Origin of the sequence: Chitinibacter sp. GC72 (assembly GCF_009760905.1) — a bacterium.
Classification (GTDB): domain Bacteria; phylum Pseudomonadota; class Gammaproteobacteria; order Burkholderiales; family Chitinibacteraceae; genus Chitinibacter.
Map to the genome: position 1 here is coordinate 231,792 of NZ_VIRW01000003.1, position 20,569 is coordinate 252,360.

Here is a 20,569-nt window from a genome sequence, read left to right on the forward strand (position 1 = left end):
AGGCTCCACGGCAGAATGAGGGTGAGTGTGCAGTTGATTTTTTAATTAGCAAAAGTCAGGCCAACTATTTTGCACGCGAATGAGCCGGCTTGGCTTTGTTATGGCGATTGGCCCTTAAGTTACTGCTTTGATAGCGAATTTCTGCATGAACGTGCTGTGCAGTTTTGCGTGGCGCTGCTTGCAATTGCTTTGAGTGCAAAATTCGCTACCACTTGATGCTTCAGATGCACGGCGACAGCACTTAAGCATACAAAAAACGCACCATAAAGGTGCGTTTTGTTTTGGTTTGTGTTGCTTTAGCGCATTCGCGATAGCTCGGCCTGCAAGGCCGCGGTATTTTTTTCGTGCATGACAATGGTTTCGCGCAGGCGGCCAATCCGCTCCAGATAAAGTTTGGGATTGCTTTTTTCTTCCGCGCTGCGATTGCTGTCGGCCTCCTGCAGCGCCTTGCGCGCGGCGTTCAGCGAAGCCTGCTCGCTGGCCAACTCATCGCTCAGAATCTGTTTGCGATTGCTGTCGCGGCTTCTTTGGGTGGCTGCGTCAACACGCGGAAAATTAACGGGTGAAGGCACTGAAACCGACGGTGATCGCGGCTGGCTGGAGCGCACCGTGGTTTCGCTACTGCTGCGGCGTGGTGCGCTGGGCTCGGACATGATGCGCATTGCACCTTTAATCGGTGTATTGGTAAAGGTGACATGGCCGTTTTCATCGACATATTTGTATATGTCGGCCCAGCTTGGCAGGCTGGCACAGGCGATCAACAGGGTAAAAAGCGATTTTGCGTACATGCCCGTAAGGTATCACAGTCTGGAGGGGAGTTTGAAATTACTGCGGCACACTGTCTGAATGACCCAATGGTTTTTCAGGGGCAATGTGATCTCGCACACGTTGTTTTAGTACCTTGGCCTCCGGAAAGCCACCGTCGATTTGTCTGTCCCAAATCAGTTGCCCGTCACAATGGATGACAAAAATGCCGCCAGTGCCCGGTTGCAGAGCCACTTCACCGATTTCGAAGGCAAAGGTATGTAAAAGTTCCTGCGCCAGCCAGGCACTGCGCAGCATCCAGTTGCACTGGGTGCAGTAGTGAATGGTGATGCGTGGTTTGTTGATGTGTTCGTTCGACATGCTAAATTTTTGGCCCTGTGTTGATTAAAACGCCAATCCCAGTTCGCGCAGACGGGTAGCTGTTTCGCTTGCGCTGGTGTGGTGAATGGCCTGCCAGCCCACATTGCGTGCGCCTTGCGCATTGTGCGCAGCATCGTCGATAAAAATCAGCTGCTCAGGTTTGGCCTCCGGGTAGTGCTGCAGGATACGTTGATACATGGCATGGTATATCGCTGGATCCGGCTTGATTAAACCGATGCGGCCAGATACCACGATGTCGGTGATCTCATGCAGAAATGGATAATTCGCCCAGGCGTAGGGAAAAGTCTCATCGGACCAGTTGGTCAGGCCGAAAATCGGGTAGCTAGCCCGCTTGAGTGCCTGATACAGCGCCATGCCCTCTGGCAGCAAGCCGCGCAATGTTTCGGGCCAGCGCTGGTAAAAAGCGGCAATCTGCTCGGCGTAGTGTGGATATTCGGCAGCCTTGAGCGCAATCGCCTCGGCAATCGGTCGGCCTCGGTCCTGCTCGATATTCCACGCCGGATTGCACACATGCGCCAGAAACCAGGCGCGTTCGGCCTCATCGGGAATCAGGCTTTGATAAAGGTAATCCGGATTCCAGTCAAACAGAACACCGCCAAAATCGAAAACAATAATCGCTTGCATGGTCTGGGCATCGGCAAATGAAAACCCGATTCTAAGTGCAAAGGTAAAAGTTTTCACGCGTCCTTTTGCTGCCTTGCCGTACGTGAGTTTTGGCGATGACCGCTGCTGTTACGGTTGCTGAGGATTGAGGATTGATGGGGCTGGCCGGATTCAAAACGCTTGCCAGCCAAGGTGATGTTTTATGCCGCAGGCTTTTTGCCTGCATCCGGGTCGGAGTGCAGAAAGTGCGTGCGCAGCTGGGCGTAGCTGATGGTGCAATTGCGACCGGCCGCCTTGGCCGCGTATAGCGCTTCATCGGCGCGGCGCAGCAGATCGTCCAGTGATAGATCAATCATGCTCAGCGAGGTGACACCCAGACTGATTGTTAGCGAGATCGGCGTTTGCCCCTCGCTCAGTATTGGCTCGGCGCAGACTGCATGGCGCAATTTCTCGGCCACGATTAGCGCGTGGGCCTCGTCAGTTTCCGGTAACAGAATGACAAATTCTTCGCCGCCCCAGCGGGCGAAGGTATCGATTTCACGCAAATTCTTGCTGCACCGCTGACTGAGACGTTTCAGAATTACATCGCCAACCAGATGCCCGTGCTCGTCGTTGATGCGTTTGAAGTGATCAATATCAAGCATGATGATCGATAGCGGGTCTTTGTAGCGCCTACTGCGCACAATCGCTTCTGAGCTGCGCTGTTGCCATTCGCGTCGGTTGGGTACTTGCGTCAGCTCGTCGGTGGTGGCCAGCTCCAGCAGGCGGCCATTCGCTTCGGTGAGCGCTTCGGTGCGCAAGGCGATTTCACCCTCCAGCGCCTGATGGCGCTGTTTGAGTTCACGTTGCATGCTGGCCAGGTATTGCAGCGTCAGCATCGTGGCAAAGATGAAAACCTGCAAATTGAAGTAGGCCCAGCAAGGGTAGCCAGGCCTGTTTGAGGGTGCTGATGATGCGATTTGCCCGCCAGCTTTGGTAGACCGGCAGCAGCAGCAAAATGCCTGCGGTGTCGCTCAGCGTGAGCGAGAACATGGTACGTAACAGCTCCTGCGTGCTCGCATGGTGCATCAATCCGGTGTACTGCTGCAGCAGCACCAGCAGTGGCGAAGTGAGCGCGGCTGGAATCAGGCTGATCTGCAGCCAGTAGCGGGGCAGTACAGTAGTCGGGATGACGGTGTCCTGTGGGTAACTCCGTGCAAATTGCTGGTAGTAGTGTCGGGCGATCAGTGATTGCGACATATCGATCAGGGCTGTGGCCAGCCCGATCAGCAGTGCTGCCTGCAAGTCCAGCGTGGCTTTGCCAATATAAAAGGGGGTATTGACTGCAAAGCTCGATAGAAATACTAGGTAGGGAGCAATACGCGCCATATGTATCATGATGATCAGGCCAATGCCCGAGGCCAGCCACACCACGGCCAGGTTGCCACCATTCAGGCTACCCAGATGAATGCTCCACAAGCCTGCGCCGATGTACATCAGCATCAGGATGAGTGAAGTGCGAATGGAGTGAATGAGGTTCATGGTTGGCCAGTGTTTTGCCGGCGGTGTATCGCTATCAGTCCGGGCTTGTCGCAAGGTAAGGAGTGCCCCGTTTGTACTGTTTGCTACTTGTTTTGTGTGCTGCTTACTTTGGGGCGGCTCTTCATTGCCATACTAGAAGGGAGAAGCCGCTTTGTCTTGTTGCTGCAGTAGCAATTGTTGGTTTTTTGCCCCAGCGCAAGCCTGATTTGGCAAGGCATGACATTGAACTGCATTTACTCCTTGCGAATCTGGCTGGGATTAAAGCCAAACAGGCGCTTGAACGCAGTGGCAAAATTGGCTGGCGAATTATAGCCCGCGTTCAGCGCCGCATCGGTCACCGACATCCCATCGCGCAACTGCGTGCAGGCTTGCTCCATGCGCTGACGCCGGATATAGCTGGCAATGCTGTGTCCGGTGACCAGACGAAACTGTTGCTGCAATGTGGTTGGATTGCTGCCCAGCGTTTGCGCCAGCTGCGACAGACTCCATTCCTGCGCCAGATCGGCGTGCAGCAACTCCAGCAGCTGGGTGATTCTGTGCCGGGCGCGCGGCGCCAGTTTGCGCTGTGGGCTTGTATGACCTTGCAATACCGCCAGCAAGAGCGAGAGCGCCTGATTTTCGCGCTCCAGCTGCTGCAAAGGCTGTTTTTTAGCCTCCGGGGCTATCAGTTGTGCTGCCAAAGCCAGCATCTGCGGTGATGCCGCTGTGCTGCGGCTAGCCAGCGTGTTGTGCGGCCAGGCCTGCAAATCAGTCGCGTCGGCAATATTGTCCAGCCCGGACTGAGCCAGCCACTGCGGGCTGAACGTGAGCACCAGTTGTCGGTGCAGCCCGGTGTCTGTTGTTACGCGCTCGTAGGGTAGGGCTGATTGGCCGATATTGAGCAAGACGCAATTACTCTGCGCGCCGCCCAGCTGCACAGCGCGTCGGTCAAAACGCGCCTCAACCTGGCCTTGCAGCATGATGATCAGCTTCAAGCCCGGGTTGATCTGGCCGCCGCCGCTCATTTTGCGATGAAAATCCACCTCGGTGCCGTGCAGCCATAAGCCGGGCCGCAATTCCTGCTCGATGATAGTGCCTTCCATCACGGCTTCTTTGTCATGCCACACCGAATAACGGTGTTCCTGTTGATGCCAGCGCAGATTGGCTGCATCCAGTACGTCTTCTCGTTTTCCCATGAGCTGATTGATCTTTATGTAAACAATTTGCAAACAAAAAATTGTCGTTCGCAAAAGCGCGCGGTTTTCGGAATTGCGACAATGACGTCATTGTATTGATAATTATTCTCAACTGATAGTCGGGTTAGCCGTAATACCCCGTTTTTTAGGAAGACTTGATATGCCGCAAAAACCGCCGTTCCCCCGCCATTTGCTGACTCTGGCCATTGCACTGGGTTTGGCCGCCCCGGCCTGGGCGCAGGACGAAGCCCAGCTGGCTCCGGTGGAGGTGAGTGCCAGCACGCCAACGCAGGATGACACGCTGCTTCGGCACGCGTTGATTGGCCAGCAGGCGCAAGACCTGAGCGATGTGTTCCGGTCGGATGCCGAAATCAGCGTCGGCGGCGGTGGCAATCCGATTGCGCAGAAAATGTATATCCGCAGCATGGAAGAATCTTTGCTCAATCTGAGCGTCGATGGCGCACAAATCAATAGCAAGGTGTATCACCACCAGACCGCGCTGATTCTGGACCCGCAGTTGATCAAACGTGTTGAAGTGGAAAAAGGTACGGCCTCGGCCAGCGCCGGTCCCGGTGCTTTGGGTGGCGCAATCCGCTACGAAACCGTCTCGACGCTCGATATGCTGCGCCCAGGTCAGCAAGTGGGCGGCAGCGTCACTGCCAGTATGTTTAGCAATGAAGGCTGGCGCAGTAGCGCCAATGTCTACGGCAAGGTGGGCAAGGTCGATGCGCTTTTGGCGGCCACCACGATGCGCACGCAAGACTATCAGGCTGGCAATGGCAACACTGTCGCCAGCTCGGCCACCGAGCAAGCCAATTATCTGGCCAAACTGGGGATGCAATTGAGCGAGCAGCAGCGCCTGGTGGCCAGCTTCCAGCGCAGTAGTGACGAAGGCGTACGCACGGCGCGCGCCAATATGGTGGGCTTTGCCCATCCGGTACTGCCCAATGACGCCATCCCGCAAAGTCTGGATCGTGATACCGCCACGCTCAATTATCAGGCGCAGCAGCTGGGCTGGATTGATGCGCTCAATGCCACCGTATACCGCTCGCAAGTCGACAGCGAGCGCACCAATAAAAAAGGCCGCAACTGGGGCGAAACGCTCACCACCACCGGCGCCGATCTGCAGCTCAAGCAAGCGCTGGGCGAGCACCTGCTTAAATACGGCGTGAACTGGCGCGAGGAAAAATCGGCCGCGCAGCGCATCACTAATCCGTACGGACTGACCGGAAACGGGCGGGAAAACTTGCGCGTCTGGGGTGGCTATGTTGAGGGTGAGCTCAATTTCAATACACTCACGCTCACCGGTGGCGTGCGCTACGACGACTACCAGTACACCGATAATCATCTGCAGCAATTTGCCAGTGGTGGCGTTAGCCCTAGCGTCGGCCTGCGCTGGCAGGCGAGCGATGCGCTGCAATTGCGGGCCGGCTACGCCAAAGCCTTGCGCGGCGTGGGTTTGAAAGAGGCCTTTATGCTCGATATTGCGCAGTGGAAAAATCAGCCGAATATCAAGGCCGAAGAAGCCGATAACGCCGAGCTAGGCTTTGCCTACCGCCAGGGTGGCCTGAGTGTGAGCGGGAATGTGTATCGCCAGGCGATCGACAACTTCATCACGACGTTTAGTTGCGCCAGCGCACGCGGCGGCTGCCGCGGCAATCTGGGTAAGGCCACGATTGATGGCTATGAGCTGGCGGCCGGCTACCAATGGGGTGATCTCACGCTGGGATTAAGCGTGGCCGATAGCCGCCCCGAGCTTGATGGCCGCAAATTCAGCGATGCCGATCTGGGCTTGGGTACACGCACCGGGCGTACTTGGGTGAGCAAAGTGGCGTATCAGCTGCCTGCGCAGCGCGTCGAGCTGGGCTGGCTGGGGCGATTTGTCGAATCGATGCGCTACCTGCCGGTGGGGGCTCAGCTTGAGCAAACCAAAGCCGGCTACGGTGTACACGATGTATTTATCAGCTGGAAACCGCTGGCCAAAGACACATTGCGCCTGAATCTAACGGTAAAAAATCTGTTTGATCAGCATTACTACGATCAGGCCACCTACGCCTACAACGGCTGGCAAGGCAAGGTACTGGGCTATGCCGAACCGGGGCGTGATGTGCGCCTTGAGGCGAGCTGGCAGTTCTAAGGGCTGATGTGAAGCTGGCCTAATGCCACCGGTGTGCCGGTGGCTTTCCTGTTTGTGCATTGTTGGGAACCCAAAAAGATGAAATTGAAAATAAACCGCTGGCTGGCCTTGGTCAGCCTATTGCTCGCTGCGACGATGGCGCAGGCCGCTACGGTGGTCGATCTGGCCGGGCGCACGGTGCCGATTCCGGCCAAGGTCGAGCGCATTATTCTGGGCGAGGGGCGCATGCTATCGAGTCTGGCGATTCTGGATCGGGAATTACCGGCCAAGCGGGTGGTGGGCATGCTGGGTGATTTTGAGCAGCTCGACCCGGGCAGCTATGCCCAATATCGCAAGGTTTACCCGAATCTGGATCAGATTGCCCGGCTGGGGCGCAGCAGCCAGAGCTTTAGCGTTGAAGAAGCCATTGCGCTCAAGCCGCAGCTGGCAATTTTCAGTCTGGGCGGGCATGGGCCGGATTTGAACGATCAGGCCACGATGCAGCGTTTGTCCAAGGCCGGTATTGCCGTGGTGTATGTGGATTTTAATAAAGACCCGCTACGCAATACAGAAAAAAGTATAGGGGTATTGGGTCAAGTGCTAGGTAGGCAGAAGGCTGCGGAGCAATACCTGGCATTTTATCGTAGCGAAATGGCCAAGGTGGCAGCAGGGCTGGCTAAGCTGCCGCGCAAAACCACGGTGTTTCTGGAAAGCCGCGTCGGGCTGGGTAATAGCTGCTGCGAAACGCTGACGCACGGCATGCTCGGCACTTTTGTCGCCGCGGCAGGTGGCGACAATATCGCCAATGCCATCGTGCCCGGTGCACACGGGACGGTGAGCCTGGAATTTTTGCTGCAGCAACAGCCCGAAGTGTATATCGGCACCGGCATTGGCAACCCGAACACCGCGCGCGATCCGCGCAGCCCGCGTATTGCACTGGGCGCGGGCATTGACCGTGCCACGGCGCAGGCCAGCTTGCGGCACGCACTGAGCCGCACGGGGTTTGCCCAGCTCAAAGCCGTGCAAAGCGTCCGCGCCTACGCGGTGTCACATCAGTTTAATTACAGCGCCGCCAATGTGATTGCCGTGCAGGTGATGGCCAAATGGCTGTACCCGCAGCAATTTGCCCAGTTAAACCCGCAAGCCAGCCTGCAGCAGTTTTACCAGCGCTTTCAGCCGGTGCCACTGGCTGGCACTTTCTGGATTGAGGCGGGCTTATGAGTGCGACACATTCCGCAGTGCTGGATGCGCACGCTGATGCAGAGCAAGGCATGTTAGCGCGGCAATACCGGCAGCAAAATCGCTGGCGGGTGCTGTGCCTGCTTGGGTTGCTTTTGCTACTGGTGCTGAGTCTGGCCGCCGATCTGGCCAGCGGTAGCGCCAGTTTTCCCCTGTCTGTCGTGCTGGCGGGCTTGCTTAATCCGGCGGCGATGGACGACAGCTTGCGCGTGGTGATTTTTGACGTGCGCTTGCCGTACGCGCTGATGGCGCTGGCGGTTGGTGGTGCGCTGGGCTTGGGCGGCGCGCAGCTGCAAACGGTGCTCAATAATCCGCTGGCCAGCCCGTTTACGCTGGGCGTAGCCGCCGCTGCAACTTTGGGCGCTTCGCTGGTGATTGTGTTCGAGCAGCACCTGAGTTTTGCCCTGCCGCACGAAATCTTGCTGCCGCTGGGAGCCTTTGCGCTGGCTTTGGCCGCCACCGGGCTGATTTTGCTGCTGAGCCGCGCCCATGGTGGCGGGAGCGATACGCTGGTGCTGTTTGGCATTGCCTTGCTGTTTGCGCTGGAAGCGCTGGTCTGGCTGCTGCAATTTCTGGCCGATGCCAATGCGCTGGAGCAGATTGTGTTCTGGTCGATGGGCAATCTGGGGCGTGCCACTTTGCTGCATGTGGCGATTGTGTCGGCGGTGCTGTTGCTGTGTTTTGTGCTGGCGATGCGCCGCGCCTGGGCGCTTACCTTATTGCGCGGTGGTGCTATGCATGCCGCCAGCCTGGGCGTGCAGGTCGAGCGGCTTAGCTGGCGGGTGCTGATCGAAGTGAGCCTGCTCACCGCCGTAGCACTGGCTTTTGTCGGCACGATTGGTTTTGTCGGGCTGGTTGGCCCGCATATCGCACGTCTGCTGGTGGGCGAGCAGCACCGGTTTTTCCTGCCCGCCAGCCTGCTCTGTGGCGCGCTGATGCTCTCGCTGGCATCGATTGCTAGCAAAACGCTGGTGCCGGGGCTGCTGATCCCGATTGGCATTGTCACCGCGCTGGTGGGAGTGCCGGTACTGATTGCACTGATTTTGAATCGGAGGGCTTAGGGTATGAGTCTGCAAATCAATAATATTAAGGTCTTGCGCGGCAATACCCCTGTTATTCCCGGCTTGACACTCGCGCCTTTGGCACCCGGCAGCGTCACGGCGCTGATCGGCCCCAATGGCGCGGGCAAATCAACACTGATTCATGCCATCGCTGGCCTGCTGCGCGCACAAGGGCAGATCAGTCTGCACGGGCAGGCCATTGCCGGTTTGTCGCACGACGAGCGCTGCCGCCGTATCGCCTTGCTGCCGCAGAGCTTGCCGCAGGCTGCGGGGCTCACGGTGTACGAGTTGCTGCTGGGCGGTTTGCTCACGCTGGGTTTGCCACTGCGCGAGGCTGAAGCGCGGATCGCCAGCTATCTGGCGCAATTGCAACTGAGCGCGCTGGCAATGCGGCCGCTCTCTACCTTGTCGGGCGGGCAGCGGCAGATGGTGGCGCTGGCGCAATTGCTGGCCCGCCAACCCGAGCTCATGCTGCTGGACGAGCCCAATAGTGCGCTTGATCTGCACTGGCAGCTAGCGCTGGTGGAGGCCATCCGCCGCGATGTGCGCGAGCGCAACAGCATTGCACTGCTGGCGCTGCACGATCTGAATCTGGCGCTGCGCTGTTGCGACCGCATTATCGTGCTGCATCACGGCCAATGCGCCGCCGATGGTGCGCCGCTGGCGGTACTCACGCCGGATTTGCTCGCGCAAGTGTATGGCATTACTGGCCGGGTCGAGCAATGCTCGCAAGGCCGCCCAATTTTTGTGCTCGACCAGCTGGTTCGGGCTTAATGATGAGATACCCAGATATGGTAATGGTTGAAACCCAAGTAGATACAAGCCTTGCGAAGCAATACCTTTTTAAACTGTGCAAGCACTTTGCCCGCAAAATCCGCGTCGATTTTGATACCGAACACGGCGTGGCATATTTTGACTTCGGCGAGCTGCAGCTGGCCGCCAGCGAAAACCAGCTGCGTTTGCGCCTCTGTGCCCAGGAGGCAGCCCAGCTGGAAATACTGAAAAGCGTCGTCGAGCATCATCTGCAACTGATGACCCGCAGCACCGATCCTGCATTGCCATGGCAGGTGGTGGGCGATGCGCCGATTATTGCCGATTAACTGAAAAATCCGGGCAATTGAAAATCCGCACCAGCTCGTAGGTCCGAAAGAGCGTAGCGAATTCGGATCTACGTAGTAGCACCGAGGCCAGTTCGGCCAGCTACAGCTACGATGCCGCTGGTAATCGCAGCAATGACAATAGCTGGGTGCAGACGTATAGCAATGCAGGCCGCTTGATTCAAAGCGTGAAGGGCAATACCACTGTAACGTATCGCTACAACGCGCTCGGTCAGCGCGTCAGCAAAACCAGCGGCGGCGTCACCTCCTACTTTGTTTACGACACCGCAGGCCACCTGCTCGGCGAATACTACACCGACGGCAAAGCCATTCAGGAAACCGTCTGGCTGGGTGACTCGCCCGTTGCGGTCGTCAAGCCCACCGCCGACCCGGCCAACCCGCAGATCGGCTATATCTGGGCCGACCACCTGAACACCCCGCGCCAGATCAGCGACCCCGCCAGCCAAGCCATCCTGTGGCGCTGGGACGGCGAACCCTTTGGCGCCGACCTCGCCAATGAAAACCCGAGCGGCAAAGGCCAATACGTCTACAACCTGCGCTTCCCCGGCCAGTACTTTGACAAGGAAACCGGCAAGCATTACAACTACTACCGCGACTACGATCCAGCGACGGGAAGGTATGTGCAGTCAGATCCGATTGGGCTGGCGGGGGGGATTAATACGTATGCCTATGTGGGTGGAGATCCGATTGGCTACACAGATCCTTTGGGGCTAGATCGCCAAGCTACAGGCCCAGCTGTTGTACTTACAGATATGGGCGGCGGTAAAACAACATTCTATGATCCTCAAAATCCATCGTCCTATTTGGAGATTCCAAGTCGTAACGATGTTACAAGAGCTGCTCATGCAAAAAATGCAGATACGCCATACCATGGGCAAGTTACATACTGCCAGCGAGGCAAACTTGGTAATCCATTTGGAACCGCCAAATTACGTACGACAGGTACTCGATACAGATGAGTGCATGGTGGTGGTAGTGGGCTGCCTGATCCGTATGCGCCACAACAGGGGTGGAAGCCAACAGAAGGATGAATGGGGTTGGCTGGCGACCAATAGTCCGGGCAAGATTCCGAAACAATTGCATCATCTTCGTGAACGTCTGGGGGAATTATTACTACCCAAACAACGACGGGAGCGTAAATGCCCCCGTGTTGTCAAAGCCCTAGCGAAGCGCTATCCGGCACGAAAAATCATAAAAACAGACCTTAAGTGAACGGCATTATCGCATTGGCGAGGTTTTTCATTGCTATTTACTACGACGGATTGAAGACGAGTGATGGTGATTATTTTTCGCTCAGCGCTTCAACGCCTGGCAACGCCTTGCCTTCCAGGAATTCCAGCGAAGCGCCACCGCCAGTTGAAACATGGCTGACTTTATCTTCTAGACCGGCTTTTTCAACTGCAGCGACTGAATCACCGCCACCGACCACGGTGATCGCGCCATTGGCAGTCGCATCCACCAGTGCGTGTGCTACCGCGAATGTGCCTTCAGCAGATGCGTCGATCTCAAACACGCCCATCGGGCCGTTCCACAACACAGTTTTAGCTGATTTGATGATCTCAGCATACGCAGCGCGCGTGGCTGAGCCAATATCAACGCCTTCCTGATCGGCTGGAATTGCGGTGGATTTTACTTCTACCAAGCCATCCAAAGTACGTGCATCAAAATTCAGCGCGCGCGTCACCATGGTGTCGCTTGGCAGAACGAGTTTGTCGCCCGCTTGCGCCATCAATTCACGCGCCAGATCAACTTTGTCGTTTTCGCACAGCGATTGGCCGATTTCATAGCCTTGCGCTTTCAGGAAAGTAAACGCCATGCCGCCGCCGATAATCAGCTTGTCCACTTTAGGCAGCAGGGCTTGAATTACGTCGATTTTGCCGGAGATTTTTGAGCCGCCAATAATCGCCACCAATGGACGAACTGGCTTATTCACTGCTTCGCCAAGGAAGTCGAGCTCTTTTTTCAGCAAGTAGCCAGCCGCGCGCGGCAGATCTACACCGACCATTGAAGAGTGGGCACGATGCGCCGTACCAAAGGCATCATTCACAAACACATCGCCCAGTTTTGACAAGCTTGCGCGGAAAGCGGCGACTTGGGCTGGGTTGGCTTTCACCGAGTTGCCATCTGCATCTTTGGCTTTGCCTTCTTCTTCGATATGGAAACGCACGTTTTCGAGCAAGACTACTTGACCCGCAGCCAGATTGGCACAAGCGGCTTCCACTTCGGCGCCCACACAATCGGCCAGGAAAGTGACCGGGCTGCCGAGCAATTCTTGCAGACGGGTGGCAACCGGAGCCAGGCTGTATTTCTCTACTTTCTGACCATTTGGGCGGCCCAGATGCGACATCAGAACCACAGAGGCGCCTTGCGCAAGGGCGTAGCGAATCGTTGGCAGCGCCGCACGGATACGTTTGTCGCTTTCCACCACGCCATTTTTTACCGGCACGTTAAAGTCAACACGAATCAGTACACGTTTGCCTGCGAGATCGAGATCTTCAATAAACAGCTTAGCCATAGAGTCCCCAAAAAATGGTGAAGTGAACAAAAGCCAATTGTACCGTGTCTGCAGGGATTGAAGCTGACGCGGATTAAAGTTTCTGCAGTGTTTTGGCTTTTATTGCGGGCAAAAACGGCGTGGACTGAAAACCCAAGCCTTAAAATCCACTATGATAGCGAACACTTCTGACTTGCCCCGAGACGCTTTATGCCCCGTTTTTATCCTGAGCCGGAATTTTCGCACGCCAACCCAAGCAAGATTGGCGTCCTGTTGGTGAATCTGGGGTCGCCCGACGCGCCCACGGCCAAAGCTGTCCGTCCGTATTTAAAGCAGTTTTTATCCGATCCGCGCGTGGTTGAAATCCCCAGGCCGATTTGGTGGCTGATTCTGAATGGCATCATTCTGAATATCCGCCCCAAAAAAAGCGCAGCCAAGTACGCCAGTATCTGGACCAAGGATGGCTCGCCGCTGCGCGTCTGGACTGAAAAGCAGGCCAAGCTGGTCAAAGGGACTTTGGGCGAACAATTCAAAGGCGAATTGTTCGTTGATTACGCAATGCGTTACGGCAATCCATCGATTGAAGCACAGATTCTGAAAATGAAGGCGCAAAACTGCCAGCATCTGGTCGTGGTGCCGATGTATCCGCAATACGCGGCCAGTACCAGCGCCAGTGTGTTTGACGAAGTGGCGCGCGTATTGCAGAAAACCCGTTTTCAACCCGCTCTGCGCATGGTTGCACCATTTTATGATGATGCGGCTTATATTGATGCGCTGGCGCAAAGCGTACGCGAGCATTGGCAGCGTAATGGCCGGGGCGATCATTTGCTGATGAGCTTTCATGGTGTTCCTCGCTATACGCTGGACAAGGGTGACCCTTACCATTGCCACGCCTACAAAACAGGGCGCTTACTCGCAGAGGCGCTGCAGCTGGAAAAAGGGCAGTACACGGTGGCGTTCCAGTCGCGCTTTGGCAAGGCCGAATGGTTAAAGCCCTATACGAGCGCCGTGCTGCACCAGCTGGCCAAACAGAAATTGGGTCAGCTTGACGTCATTTGCCCCGGCTTTGTAGCCGATTGTCTAGAAACGCTGGAAGAAATTGCCATGGAAGGGCGCGACGATTATCTGGCCGCTGGTGGGCAGAAGTATGCTTTCATTCCGTGTTTGAATGATCATCCCGCGTGGATTTCCGGTCTTTCCGGGCTGATTTCCCGCGAGCTGACAAGTTGGCTGACAAACGGTAAATCTACCAGAAATGACAAAACCCTTTTGGAACAAAGGGATATCGCAGCCAGGTCTTTAGGCTTACAAAAATGATCTTGGGCTTTACAGAAATTAACGCTACACTCTGCGGTAAGTTTATTCTTACAAAAAGGGGAATTACCAATGGCTACACGTCTATTTCTGGCTGAAGACGATCTGATTCTGGCCGATGCGCTGAAAACCAGCTTGTCACAAGCCGAATTTCAGTGCGATTGCGTGAATGATGGCGCTCTGGCCCTGCAAATCTTGCTGCACAACGACTACGACGCCGTGGTGCTCGATATTGGCCTACCCAATATGGATGGTCTGACTGTATTGCGCAATGTGCGCCAGCATAAACCTTCCTTGCCTATCCTGATCTTGACGGCGCTGGATGGCCTGGACGAGCGCGTTGCAGGCCTGGATGCTGGTGCGGACGATTACCTCACCAAACCTTTCGAGTTTTCCGAGCTGGAAGCGCGTCTGCGTGCTTTGTTGCGCCGTAGCCAGATCTTGCCGCAATCGGTACAGCAGCTGGGCAATCTGCGCCTGGATCGCGCAGGTCAGCGCGCATGGTGCAATGATTCTCCGCTCGATTTGTCCGCTCGCGAACTAACGGTACTGGAAATTCTGATGTCCAATATCGACCGTGTCGTGACCAAAGAACAAATCGTAAGCGAGCTGGGCAATGAAAATGCCGAAGTGGGTCTGAATGCTATCGAGGTGTACGTACACCGCTTGCGCAAGAAACTGGAACCATGTGGTGTTGTAATCCGCACAATTCGTGGTCTGGGCTACCTCCTTGAAAAACAGCAACCTTTGGCCGCGGATGCAAGTAACTAAGCAATCTTTACAGCGCCAGATTTTGTTATGGACCGTGTTGCCCTTGCTTGCCTTATGGTCAGCAGGGGCAGCGGTCATTTATCTGGCCTCATTTCATTTTGCCAATGAAAGCAATGACGCGGCGCTGATGCGCCTTGGCCGCGTCATCGCCCAGCAGATTTCACAATCGCTACAAATTGCACAATCAGCTCCCGACAAGCAACAGAGCCTAGATCTTGCAGCGCTGACTGCACAAAGTCGCCAGCTCTTTGCTGCCGTAGCCGATGAAAATGTACATCTGGCCGTAAAAGTGGGCGAGGAGACGATTCTGGGGCAGCCGCTGCACGCGTTTGCCAGCGAAGTGAGCGAAAACACCGCTACTATTCATGAAGTTCATGAAGTGACCGTTGCGAATGAGCCGCATCGTGTACTGCATATCCAGCAACTCGCTAACCGCAATCTGCCCGCTATACAGATCGAAATCGCCAGAGATACCGCCGCCCAGTCGAAGGCTTTTCAGCGCTACCTGCTGAATATGGCGCTGCCGCTGGTGCCGATGCTCTTACTGGTCAGCGTGCTGGTCTGGTTTGGTGTTCGCCACAGTCTAAAACCACTACGCACCCTCAAGCTGCTGGTGGAAACCCGGCAGGCGCAGGATTTATCGCCTTTGTCGCTGGACAATGCGCCCGAAGAATTAAACGCATTATCCAGCGCGCTCAATCAATTGCTGGCCAGCACTGAAGAGAGCATGAATCGCCAGCGTCGTTTTATTGCCGACGCGGCGCATCAGCTGCGTACACCGCTGGCAGGTTTGAAATCGCAGACCGAGCTGGCCATGCGTGAGAACAGCCCAGAAGGGCTGCGCGACCGGCTGAATATGGTGCACACCAGTGCAACACGCAGTATTCATCTGGTGAATCAGTTGCTCACACTGGCGCGCTCCGAGCCTGGCAGCCTCAATGGTATTCCGAAAGTCAAAATGGATCTGGCGCGCCTGATTCGTGATCTGACTGGCGAGCTGGTGCCGCGCGCGCTGGCTGCGCGCATCGATCTGGGTTGCGATTGCCTGGTCAGCGAAGCGTGGATTGAAGGCAATTCAGCCTTGCTGCGTGAGCTATTTATCAATCTCGTGGAAAACGCCATCAAATATATCCCGCGCGATGGCAGTGTGACAGTGCGGCTAACAGAAAACGAGCAGCAGTATATCGTTGACGTGGAAGACAATGGCGCCGGCATTCCCGATGCCGACAAGCAACGGGTTTTCGAGCGCTTCTTCCGCCGTGAACAAACCGGCAACGGTTGCGGCTTGGGGATGGCGATTGTGCGCGAGATTGTCGAGCGCCACAGCGGCAAGGTCGAGCTGAAAGATGCGGTGCCGCATGGCCTGATTGTCCACGTCGTTCTGCCAAAAAATCTCGCCACGGCTTGACCCACATCGGCTGGTGCATCAAAGTTTTCAGTGGGGCTCAGTGCTGCGCTTGATTTGACGTGCCATGCCAGCCTGCCGCGCCCCTGTAAGTGCTGGCACTCGGTTGAACGCCAGCAGCTTATTGGCTCTGATCCAAATCTATTCAGGATTTTTTGGCTAAAACCTCGTAAAATCGCAGCTTTTAGAATGTCCGGCTTTGTCCATTATGCAAAAGAAAATCATCCACGGCTTTCACGCCGTTACCGCCCGTTTGCGCCGCTTTCCCGATAGCGTGCTGGAGTTGTATGTCAGCAGCGAGCGTACCGATCCGCGGATGAAAGATCTGCTCAAAGCCGCCAAAGACGCTGACCAGAAAGTCACACCAATGTCGTCCGACCGTCTCGATGGTTTGGCTGGCCACGTGCGCCATCAGGGCGTGGCGGCGATGATCGATACCGAGCGCAGCTATCTGTCGATTGAAGATGTGCTCGACGATTTGGACGAACCGGCATTTTTGCTGATTCTGGACGGCATTACTGATCCGCACAATCTGGGTGCCTGCCTGCGCGTTGCGGATGCAATGGGCGTGCACGCGGTGATTGCACCGAAAGACAAATGCGTCGGCATTAACGCAACGGTGTCGAAAGTGGCCTGCGGTGCTGCCGAAGTCGTTCCGTATGTGATGGTGACGAATCTGGCGCGGACGATCCGTGATCTGAAAGAGCGCGGCATCTGGATTGTCGGCACCGATGCCGAAGGCTCTTGCGATCTCTTTAGTTATGATCAGACTGGCCCAGTGGCGTGGGTACTCGGTAACGAGGGTGACGGCATGCGCCGCCTGACGCGCGAATTGTGCGATACGCTGGTGTCGATTCCGATGTTCGGTTCGGTTGAAAGCCTGAATGTGTCAGTGGCGACGGGGATTGTACTGTCGGAAAGCCGTCGTCAACGCCTCGCGGCGGCGAAGAAAAGCGCACCAACTACGTAATATTGTTTCACTTTGGCGCGCCAACTCGGTGCGCAAGCAATTTCATCCAGTTTATAATAAAGGGGTATTGCCCTGTAGCTCAATTGGATATTGATCTACATGGAAATACCCCTTAGTTATAACTTGGCATGCCTTGTGCTAAATCCAGATTGTCAGCACTACACCATTCTGGAGGGTAAGATGCCAAGCACCACTGCAAGCACCCGATTTGAATTTCGCGTGCGCGAGCATTCGCAACGGCGCGCCATGGCACGCGAAACGCATGCCTCGCCCTATCCGCACTTGCCTACACCAGGGCGCATCAGTCATCTGGCTTACTTGAATCACCACTTAAGTCTGGCCAACGAGCAATGGCTGATCGGCCAGTTGGCGCGGCATTATGGCCAGTCGTCGCCAGAACCGCATGCTAATCATTTCACCCTTGATCTGGGTCATTGCCGCTTGCTGTGGATGCGCTATAGCGAGTTTTCCAGCCTGAGTGTCAGCGCAGCACTCCCTGAAGGCGAGGTGCCGTTTGCGTGCCCGGCGCTCGCCGAGCTGCCCGCCGACTGGCTGGGGCAACTGCCGGGCAATACGCTGGTGGCAATCCATGCACTGGTGTTACCACATACGGCTTTGCCCCCCACTTTGCCATTGCTGGCTAGGCATTATTTTGCTGGCAATGAGCTTATTGGCGCAGAGATTGGCGACGGCGCGGGCAGGGTGTATAGCGATTTCCAGCAAGATGAAAACGGTTTTGTCCGCTATCTGCTGGCTGATCGCTTTATGGGGCGACGTCAAGCCGGGCGCATGCTGCAGCGCTTGTTTGATATTGAAAGCTATCGCAGCCTGGCCATGTTGGCGCCGCCCTTGGCTGACAGCATTGCGCCTGAACTGATGGCGGCGGATCGCGAGCTGGCCGAATTGACCAGTAGCATTTCGCACGCCAGAGCCGCAGACGAGCCGCAATTGCTCGATCGCCTGACGCAGCTCTCGGCGCAAATCGAAAGCGCTTTGTCGCAAACCGACTATCGCTTTAGCGCTTCGCACGCTTATTACGAAATTGTGCTGCGGCGGCTGGGTGAATTACGCGAGTTCCGCATTCAGGGCTTGCAGCCTTTTACACAGTTTCTAACAAGACGGCTGACGCCGGCACTTGAGCATTGCCAGGTGGTTGCGCGGCGGCAACGTGAGCTGGCCGAGCGTGTTAGCCGCGCCACCTTGCTGCTACGCACCCGCGTCGATGTGACACTGGAGCAGCAAAATCAGGGCATCCTCTCGGCCATGTCGCAACGCGCCGATTTGCAATTGCGCTTGCAGGAAACGGTGGAGGGCTTGTCGGTGGCCGCCATCAGCTACTACGTCATCGGGCTGCTGGTATATGGCTTGAAAGGGCTAAAAGCGGCAGGTGTGCATCTGAATGTCGAGCTGAGCAGCGCGCTATTGATTCCCGTGGTGGTGGGCGTGCTTGTGTTGGGAATGCGCCGGGTCCGGCGACTGGTTCATCACTCAAGCTCTTCAGATACGCATTGCTGACCACCACCGTGGCTTGGGTGTATCTGATTGTCACCGACATCAGCGAAGCAGGCTCCTGCCCAGAAGCGGGCTGCTTATTGATCCGGCTTTCTGAAGATTGAATTTCCGTAGGAGCGAGCTTGCTCGCGAAGCCTTGCTGTTCGCGAGCAAGCTCACTCCTACGACTCAAATACCGCAAATGCCCGGAGCAAGAACAGGCGAAAACAGTTACAATCCGGCTTTTGTCACCCTGCTGCTCGGGGCTGGCCACGATATTCATACCGCGCCGCGCTGCGGCCCCAACAGTAGCCAACTATGCCTTTAAATTTACCGATCATTCTAACCTGGCTGCGCGTCGCGCTGATTCCCGTGTTTGTTGGCGTGTTTTATCTGCCGCAAGCCGAATATCCGCTGGTTTGGCAAAATATCGTTGGCACGCTACTGTTTGCGCTGGCGGCAGTCACGGACTGGTTTGATGGCTTTCTGGCGCGACGCTGGAATCAGACCAGCCAGTTTGGCGCGTTTCTTGATCCGGTTGCTGACAAGCTGATGGTCGCCGCCGCCCTGATCCTGCTGGTTGAAATCGATCGCGCGCCATCGTGGCTGGCGGTGATTATTATTGGCCGCGAAATCACCATTTCGGCGTTGCGCGAGTGGATGGCGCAACTGGGCAAATCCAAATCCGTCGCGGTCAATATGATTGGCAAGCTGAAAACCACTGCACAAATGGTCGCCATTTTGCTCTTGTTGTGGTGGGAGCCGCTGGTGCCGCATGTTTCAACGCCACTCCTGGGCACCATCGCGCTGTATCTGGCTGGCATTCTGACCATTGTGTCGATGTTTTACTATCTGCGCGTCGCTGCCGAGCAATTTAAAAATCAGTAAACCGCTGATATTTGATGTATTGCCCTGCTGGCAATACACAGATTGAGCTTGATAAAGATACCCCATAGGGTATAAATGGCCAAAAACTTTGCCTTGCTGGCTATTGCCGGCTTTTACTTCTGCTATTTCGCATTTAACGGCATTTTTTCCCCTTACTGGGGGCTGTATTTGGCGGGGCTGGCTTTTCCTGCCTGGCAGATCGGCATTCTGACCAGCCTGACGCAAATCAACCGGATTTATGCGCCCGCCCTCTGGGGCTGGCTGGCCGATCGTAGCGGCAAACGGCAGCTGATTTTGCGGCTGGCGGGCGCGTGTGGGCTGCTGTTTTTTATTCCGCTGCTGGTGGCGCAAAGCTTCTGGCCGATTTTTATCGCCGTCTTTTTAGGTAGCTTTTTCTGGAGCGCCGCGCTGCCGCTGGTTGAAGCCACAGCGATGAGCTTGCTCAAAGGCGATTCGGGCCTGTATTCGCGCTTGCGCATCTGGGGCTCGATCGGCTTTGTGGTCGCCACCATGACGGCGGGCTATCTGATCGAGGCGCAAGGCGTTGCCGTATTGCCCATATCGGTGATTGCGATTATGGCCAGTCTGGCGCTGTATTGCTGGTGGGTGCCCGAGGCGCCGTCCACGCCAGCCGCCCAGTATGCACAGACCGGGTTTGGCGAGATTTTGCGTCAGCGTGAAGTGCAATCGCTGCTGGCCTCGTGCTTTCTGATGGCCTTGGCACACGGACCTTATTACAGCTTTTACTCGATTTACGTAGCCGATCAGGGGTATAGCAAGAGCACCATCGCCTGGTTCTGGACGCTGGGCGTACTGGCTGAAATCGCAATCTTCTGGCTGATGCCACGGCTGAATCTGCGCTTTAGTCAGAAATTGATCCTGCTGTTTGGTCTGGCCATTGGTGCGGCACGCTTCGGGGTCATTGCGTGGGGGATTGCCTCGCTGCCATTGCTCTTGCTGACCCAATTGGCACATGCTTTCACTTTTGGTAGTAATCACGCGGTGAATATGGCCTATATTCACCGCTACTTTGCCGGCCGACATCAGGCCAAAGGGCAGGCGCTGTATATTGCGATGTCGTTTGGCATTGGTGGCAGTCTGGGTGGCATACTGGCAGGGCTGGCCTGGCAGCCACTGGGTGGTGAATGGGTGTTTAGTTTGGCCGCACTATCGTGTCTTCTGGGTTGCATAATTGCCTGGCGCGGCCTGCCAAAGATTGAGTAAACGGTATTGGCTTGCGTGGCTGATCAGGCCTAG

At 56.0% G+C, this 20,569-nt stretch carries 19 protein-coding genes and 1 pseudogene; 13 read left to right on the forward strand and 7 right to left on the reverse strand.

The genetic code is table 11. The features are described 5' to 3' along the window. Window positions 1-296: 296 nt before the first annotated feature. The 6 genes from FLS37_RS04525 to FLS37_RS04550 all read right to left on the reverse strand — a co-directional run bounded on the left by FLS37_RS04525 (window position 297) and on the right by FLS37_RS04550 (window position 4,445). Window positions 297-788 carry a DUF4124 domain-containing protein gene (locus tag FLS37_RS04525; protein WP_157314746.1) on the reverse strand — a complete coding sequence of 164 codons (492 nt, stop codon included), beginning with the start codon at window positions 786-788 and terminating at the stop codon, window positions 297-299. A gap of 37 nt (window positions 789-825) precedes the next feature. Beyond that, entirely contained in the window at window positions 826-1,125 is a 300-nt protein-coding gene (locus FLS37_RS04530) for a SelT/SelW/SelH family protein (RefSeq protein ID WP_157314747.1), read from the reverse strand. Window positions 1,126-1,149: 24 nt separating this feature from the next. After that, entirely contained in the window at window positions 1,150-1,827 is a 678-nt protein-coding gene (locus FLS37_RS04535) for an HAD family phosphatase (RefSeq protein ID WP_232522486.1), read from the reverse strand. Window positions 1,828-1,949: 122 nt separating this feature from the next. After that, the gene (locus FLS37_RS04540; protein ID WP_198314481.1) at window positions 1,950-2,600 is read right to left on the reverse strand and encodes a GGDEF domain-containing protein; all 651 of its coding nucleotides are present in this window, start codon (window positions 2,598-2,600) and stop codon (window positions 1,950-1,952) included. Continuing rightward, entirely contained in the window at window positions 2,590-3,270 is a 681-nt protein-coding gene (locus tag FLS37_RS04545; RefSeq protein ID WP_157314749.1) for a hypothetical protein, read from the reverse strand. Before FLS37_RS04545 ends, FLS37_RS04540 begins: the two co-directional genes overlap by 11 nt. Window positions 3,271-3,503: 233 nt before the next feature. Continuing rightward, entirely contained in the window at window positions 3,504-4,445 is a 942-nt protein-coding gene (locus FLS37_RS04550) for an AraC family transcriptional regulator (RefSeq protein ID WP_157314750.1), read from the reverse strand. A gap of 160 nt (window positions 4,446-4,605) precedes the next feature. On the opposite strand from FLS37_RS04550, the gene FLS37_RS04555 reads away from it, so the two are divergent. The 6 genes and pseudogenes from FLS37_RS04555 to FLS37_RS04580 all read left to right on the forward strand — a co-directional run bounded on the left by FLS37_RS04555 (window position 4,606) and on the right by FLS37_RS04580 (window position 10,938). Beyond that, a complete protein-coding gene (locus tag FLS37_RS04555) occupies window positions 4,606-6,582 on the forward strand; it encodes a TonB-dependent receptor domain-containing protein (protein ID WP_157314751.1) in 1,977 nt (658 codons plus the stop codon). Between the two features lie 78 nt (window positions 6,583-6,660). After that, window positions 6,661-7,782 (forward strand): ABC transporter substrate-binding protein, encoded by a 1,122-nt coding sequence (locus tag FLS37_RS04560; RefSeq protein WP_157314752.1) that lies wholly within the window; start codon window positions 6,661-6,663, stop codon window positions 7,780-7,782. Further along, window positions 7,779-8,861 carry an iron ABC transporter permease gene (locus FLS37_RS04565; RefSeq protein ID WP_157314753.1) on the forward strand — a complete coding sequence of 361 codons (1,083 nt, stop codon included), beginning with the start codon at window positions 7,779-7,781 and terminating at the stop codon, window positions 8,859-8,861. Before FLS37_RS04560 ends, FLS37_RS04565 begins: the two co-directional genes overlap by 4 nt. Before the next feature lie 3 nt (window positions 8,862-8,864). Further along, window positions 8,865-9,362: pseudogene (locus tag FLS37_RS17095) on the forward strand (ABC transporter ATP-binding protein); the annotation flags it as partial. 296 nt (window positions 9,363-9,658) lie between these two features. Further along, a complete protein-coding gene (locus FLS37_RS04575) occupies window positions 9,659-9,961 on the forward strand; it encodes a DUF2218 domain-containing protein (RefSeq protein ID WP_198314482.1) in 303 nt (100 codons plus the stop codon). A gap of 146 nt (window positions 9,962-10,107) precedes the next feature. Then, window positions 10,108-10,938: an RHS repeat-associated core domain-containing protein gene (locus tag FLS37_RS04580; RefSeq protein WP_157314823.1), complete on the forward strand. Its 831-nt coding sequence runs from the start codon at window positions 10,108-10,110 to the stop codon at window positions 10,936-10,938. 323 nt (window positions 10,939-11,261) lie between these two features. Here FLS37_RS04580 and pgk read toward each other — a convergent pair whose 3' ends face one another. Beyond that, on the reverse strand, window positions 11,262-12,494 hold the full coding sequence (gene pgk, locus FLS37_RS04585; RefSeq protein ID WP_157314755.1) for a phosphoglycerate kinase: 1,233 nt from the start codon (window positions 12,492-12,494) through the stop codon (window positions 11,262-11,264). A 189-nt stretch (window positions 12,495-12,683) separates the two neighbouring features. On the opposite strand from pgk, the gene hemH reads away from it, so the two are divergent. From hemH to FLS37_RS04620, 7 genes are all read left to right on the forward strand, one after another. Next, window positions 12,684-13,790 carry a ferrochelatase gene (gene hemH / locus FLS37_RS04590; RefSeq protein WP_157314756.1) on the forward strand — a complete coding sequence of 369 codons (1,107 nt, stop codon included), beginning with the start codon at window positions 12,684-12,686 and terminating at the stop codon, window positions 13,788-13,790. Window positions 13,791-13,859: 69 nt separating this feature from the next. After that, window positions 13,860-14,558 (forward strand): response regulator transcription factor, encoded by a 699-nt coding sequence (locus FLS37_RS04595; protein WP_157314757.1) that lies wholly within the window; start codon window positions 13,860-13,862, stop codon window positions 14,556-14,558. A 43-nt stretch (window positions 14,559-14,601) separates the two neighbouring features. Next, the gene (locus FLS37_RS04600; RefSeq protein ID WP_198314483.1) at window positions 14,602-15,966 is read left to right on the forward strand and encodes an ATP-binding protein; all 1,365 of its coding nucleotides are present in this window, start codon (window positions 14,602-14,604) and stop codon (window positions 15,964-15,966) included. Window positions 15,967-16,168: 202 nt separating this feature from the next. Continuing rightward, window positions 16,169-16,933, forward strand: coding sequence for a 23S rRNA (guanosine(2251)-2'-O)-methyltransferase RlmB (rlmB, locus tag FLS37_RS04605; protein WP_157314824.1), 765 nt, complete (start codon window positions 16,169-16,171; stop codon window positions 16,931-16,933). Between the two features lie 180 nt (window positions 16,934-17,113). Beyond that, window positions 17,114-18,448: a DUF3422 family protein gene (locus FLS37_RS04610; protein WP_157314759.1), complete on the forward strand. Its 1,335-nt coding sequence runs from the start codon at window positions 17,114-17,116 to the stop codon at window positions 18,446-18,448. A 294-nt stretch (window positions 18,449-18,742) separates the two neighbouring features. Continuing rightward, complete coding sequence (pgsA, locus tag FLS37_RS04615) at window positions 18,743-19,312, forward strand: CDP-diacylglycerol--glycerol-3-phosphate 3-phosphatidyltransferase (RefSeq protein WP_157314760.1); 570 nt, start codon at window positions 18,743-18,745, stop codon at window positions 19,310-19,312. 75 nt (window positions 19,313-19,387) lie between these two features. Continuing rightward, entirely contained in the window at window positions 19,388-20,536 is a 1,149-nt protein-coding gene (locus tag FLS37_RS04620) for an MFS transporter (protein WP_157314761.1), read from the forward strand. Window positions 20,537-20,569 lie beyond the last annotated feature (33 nt).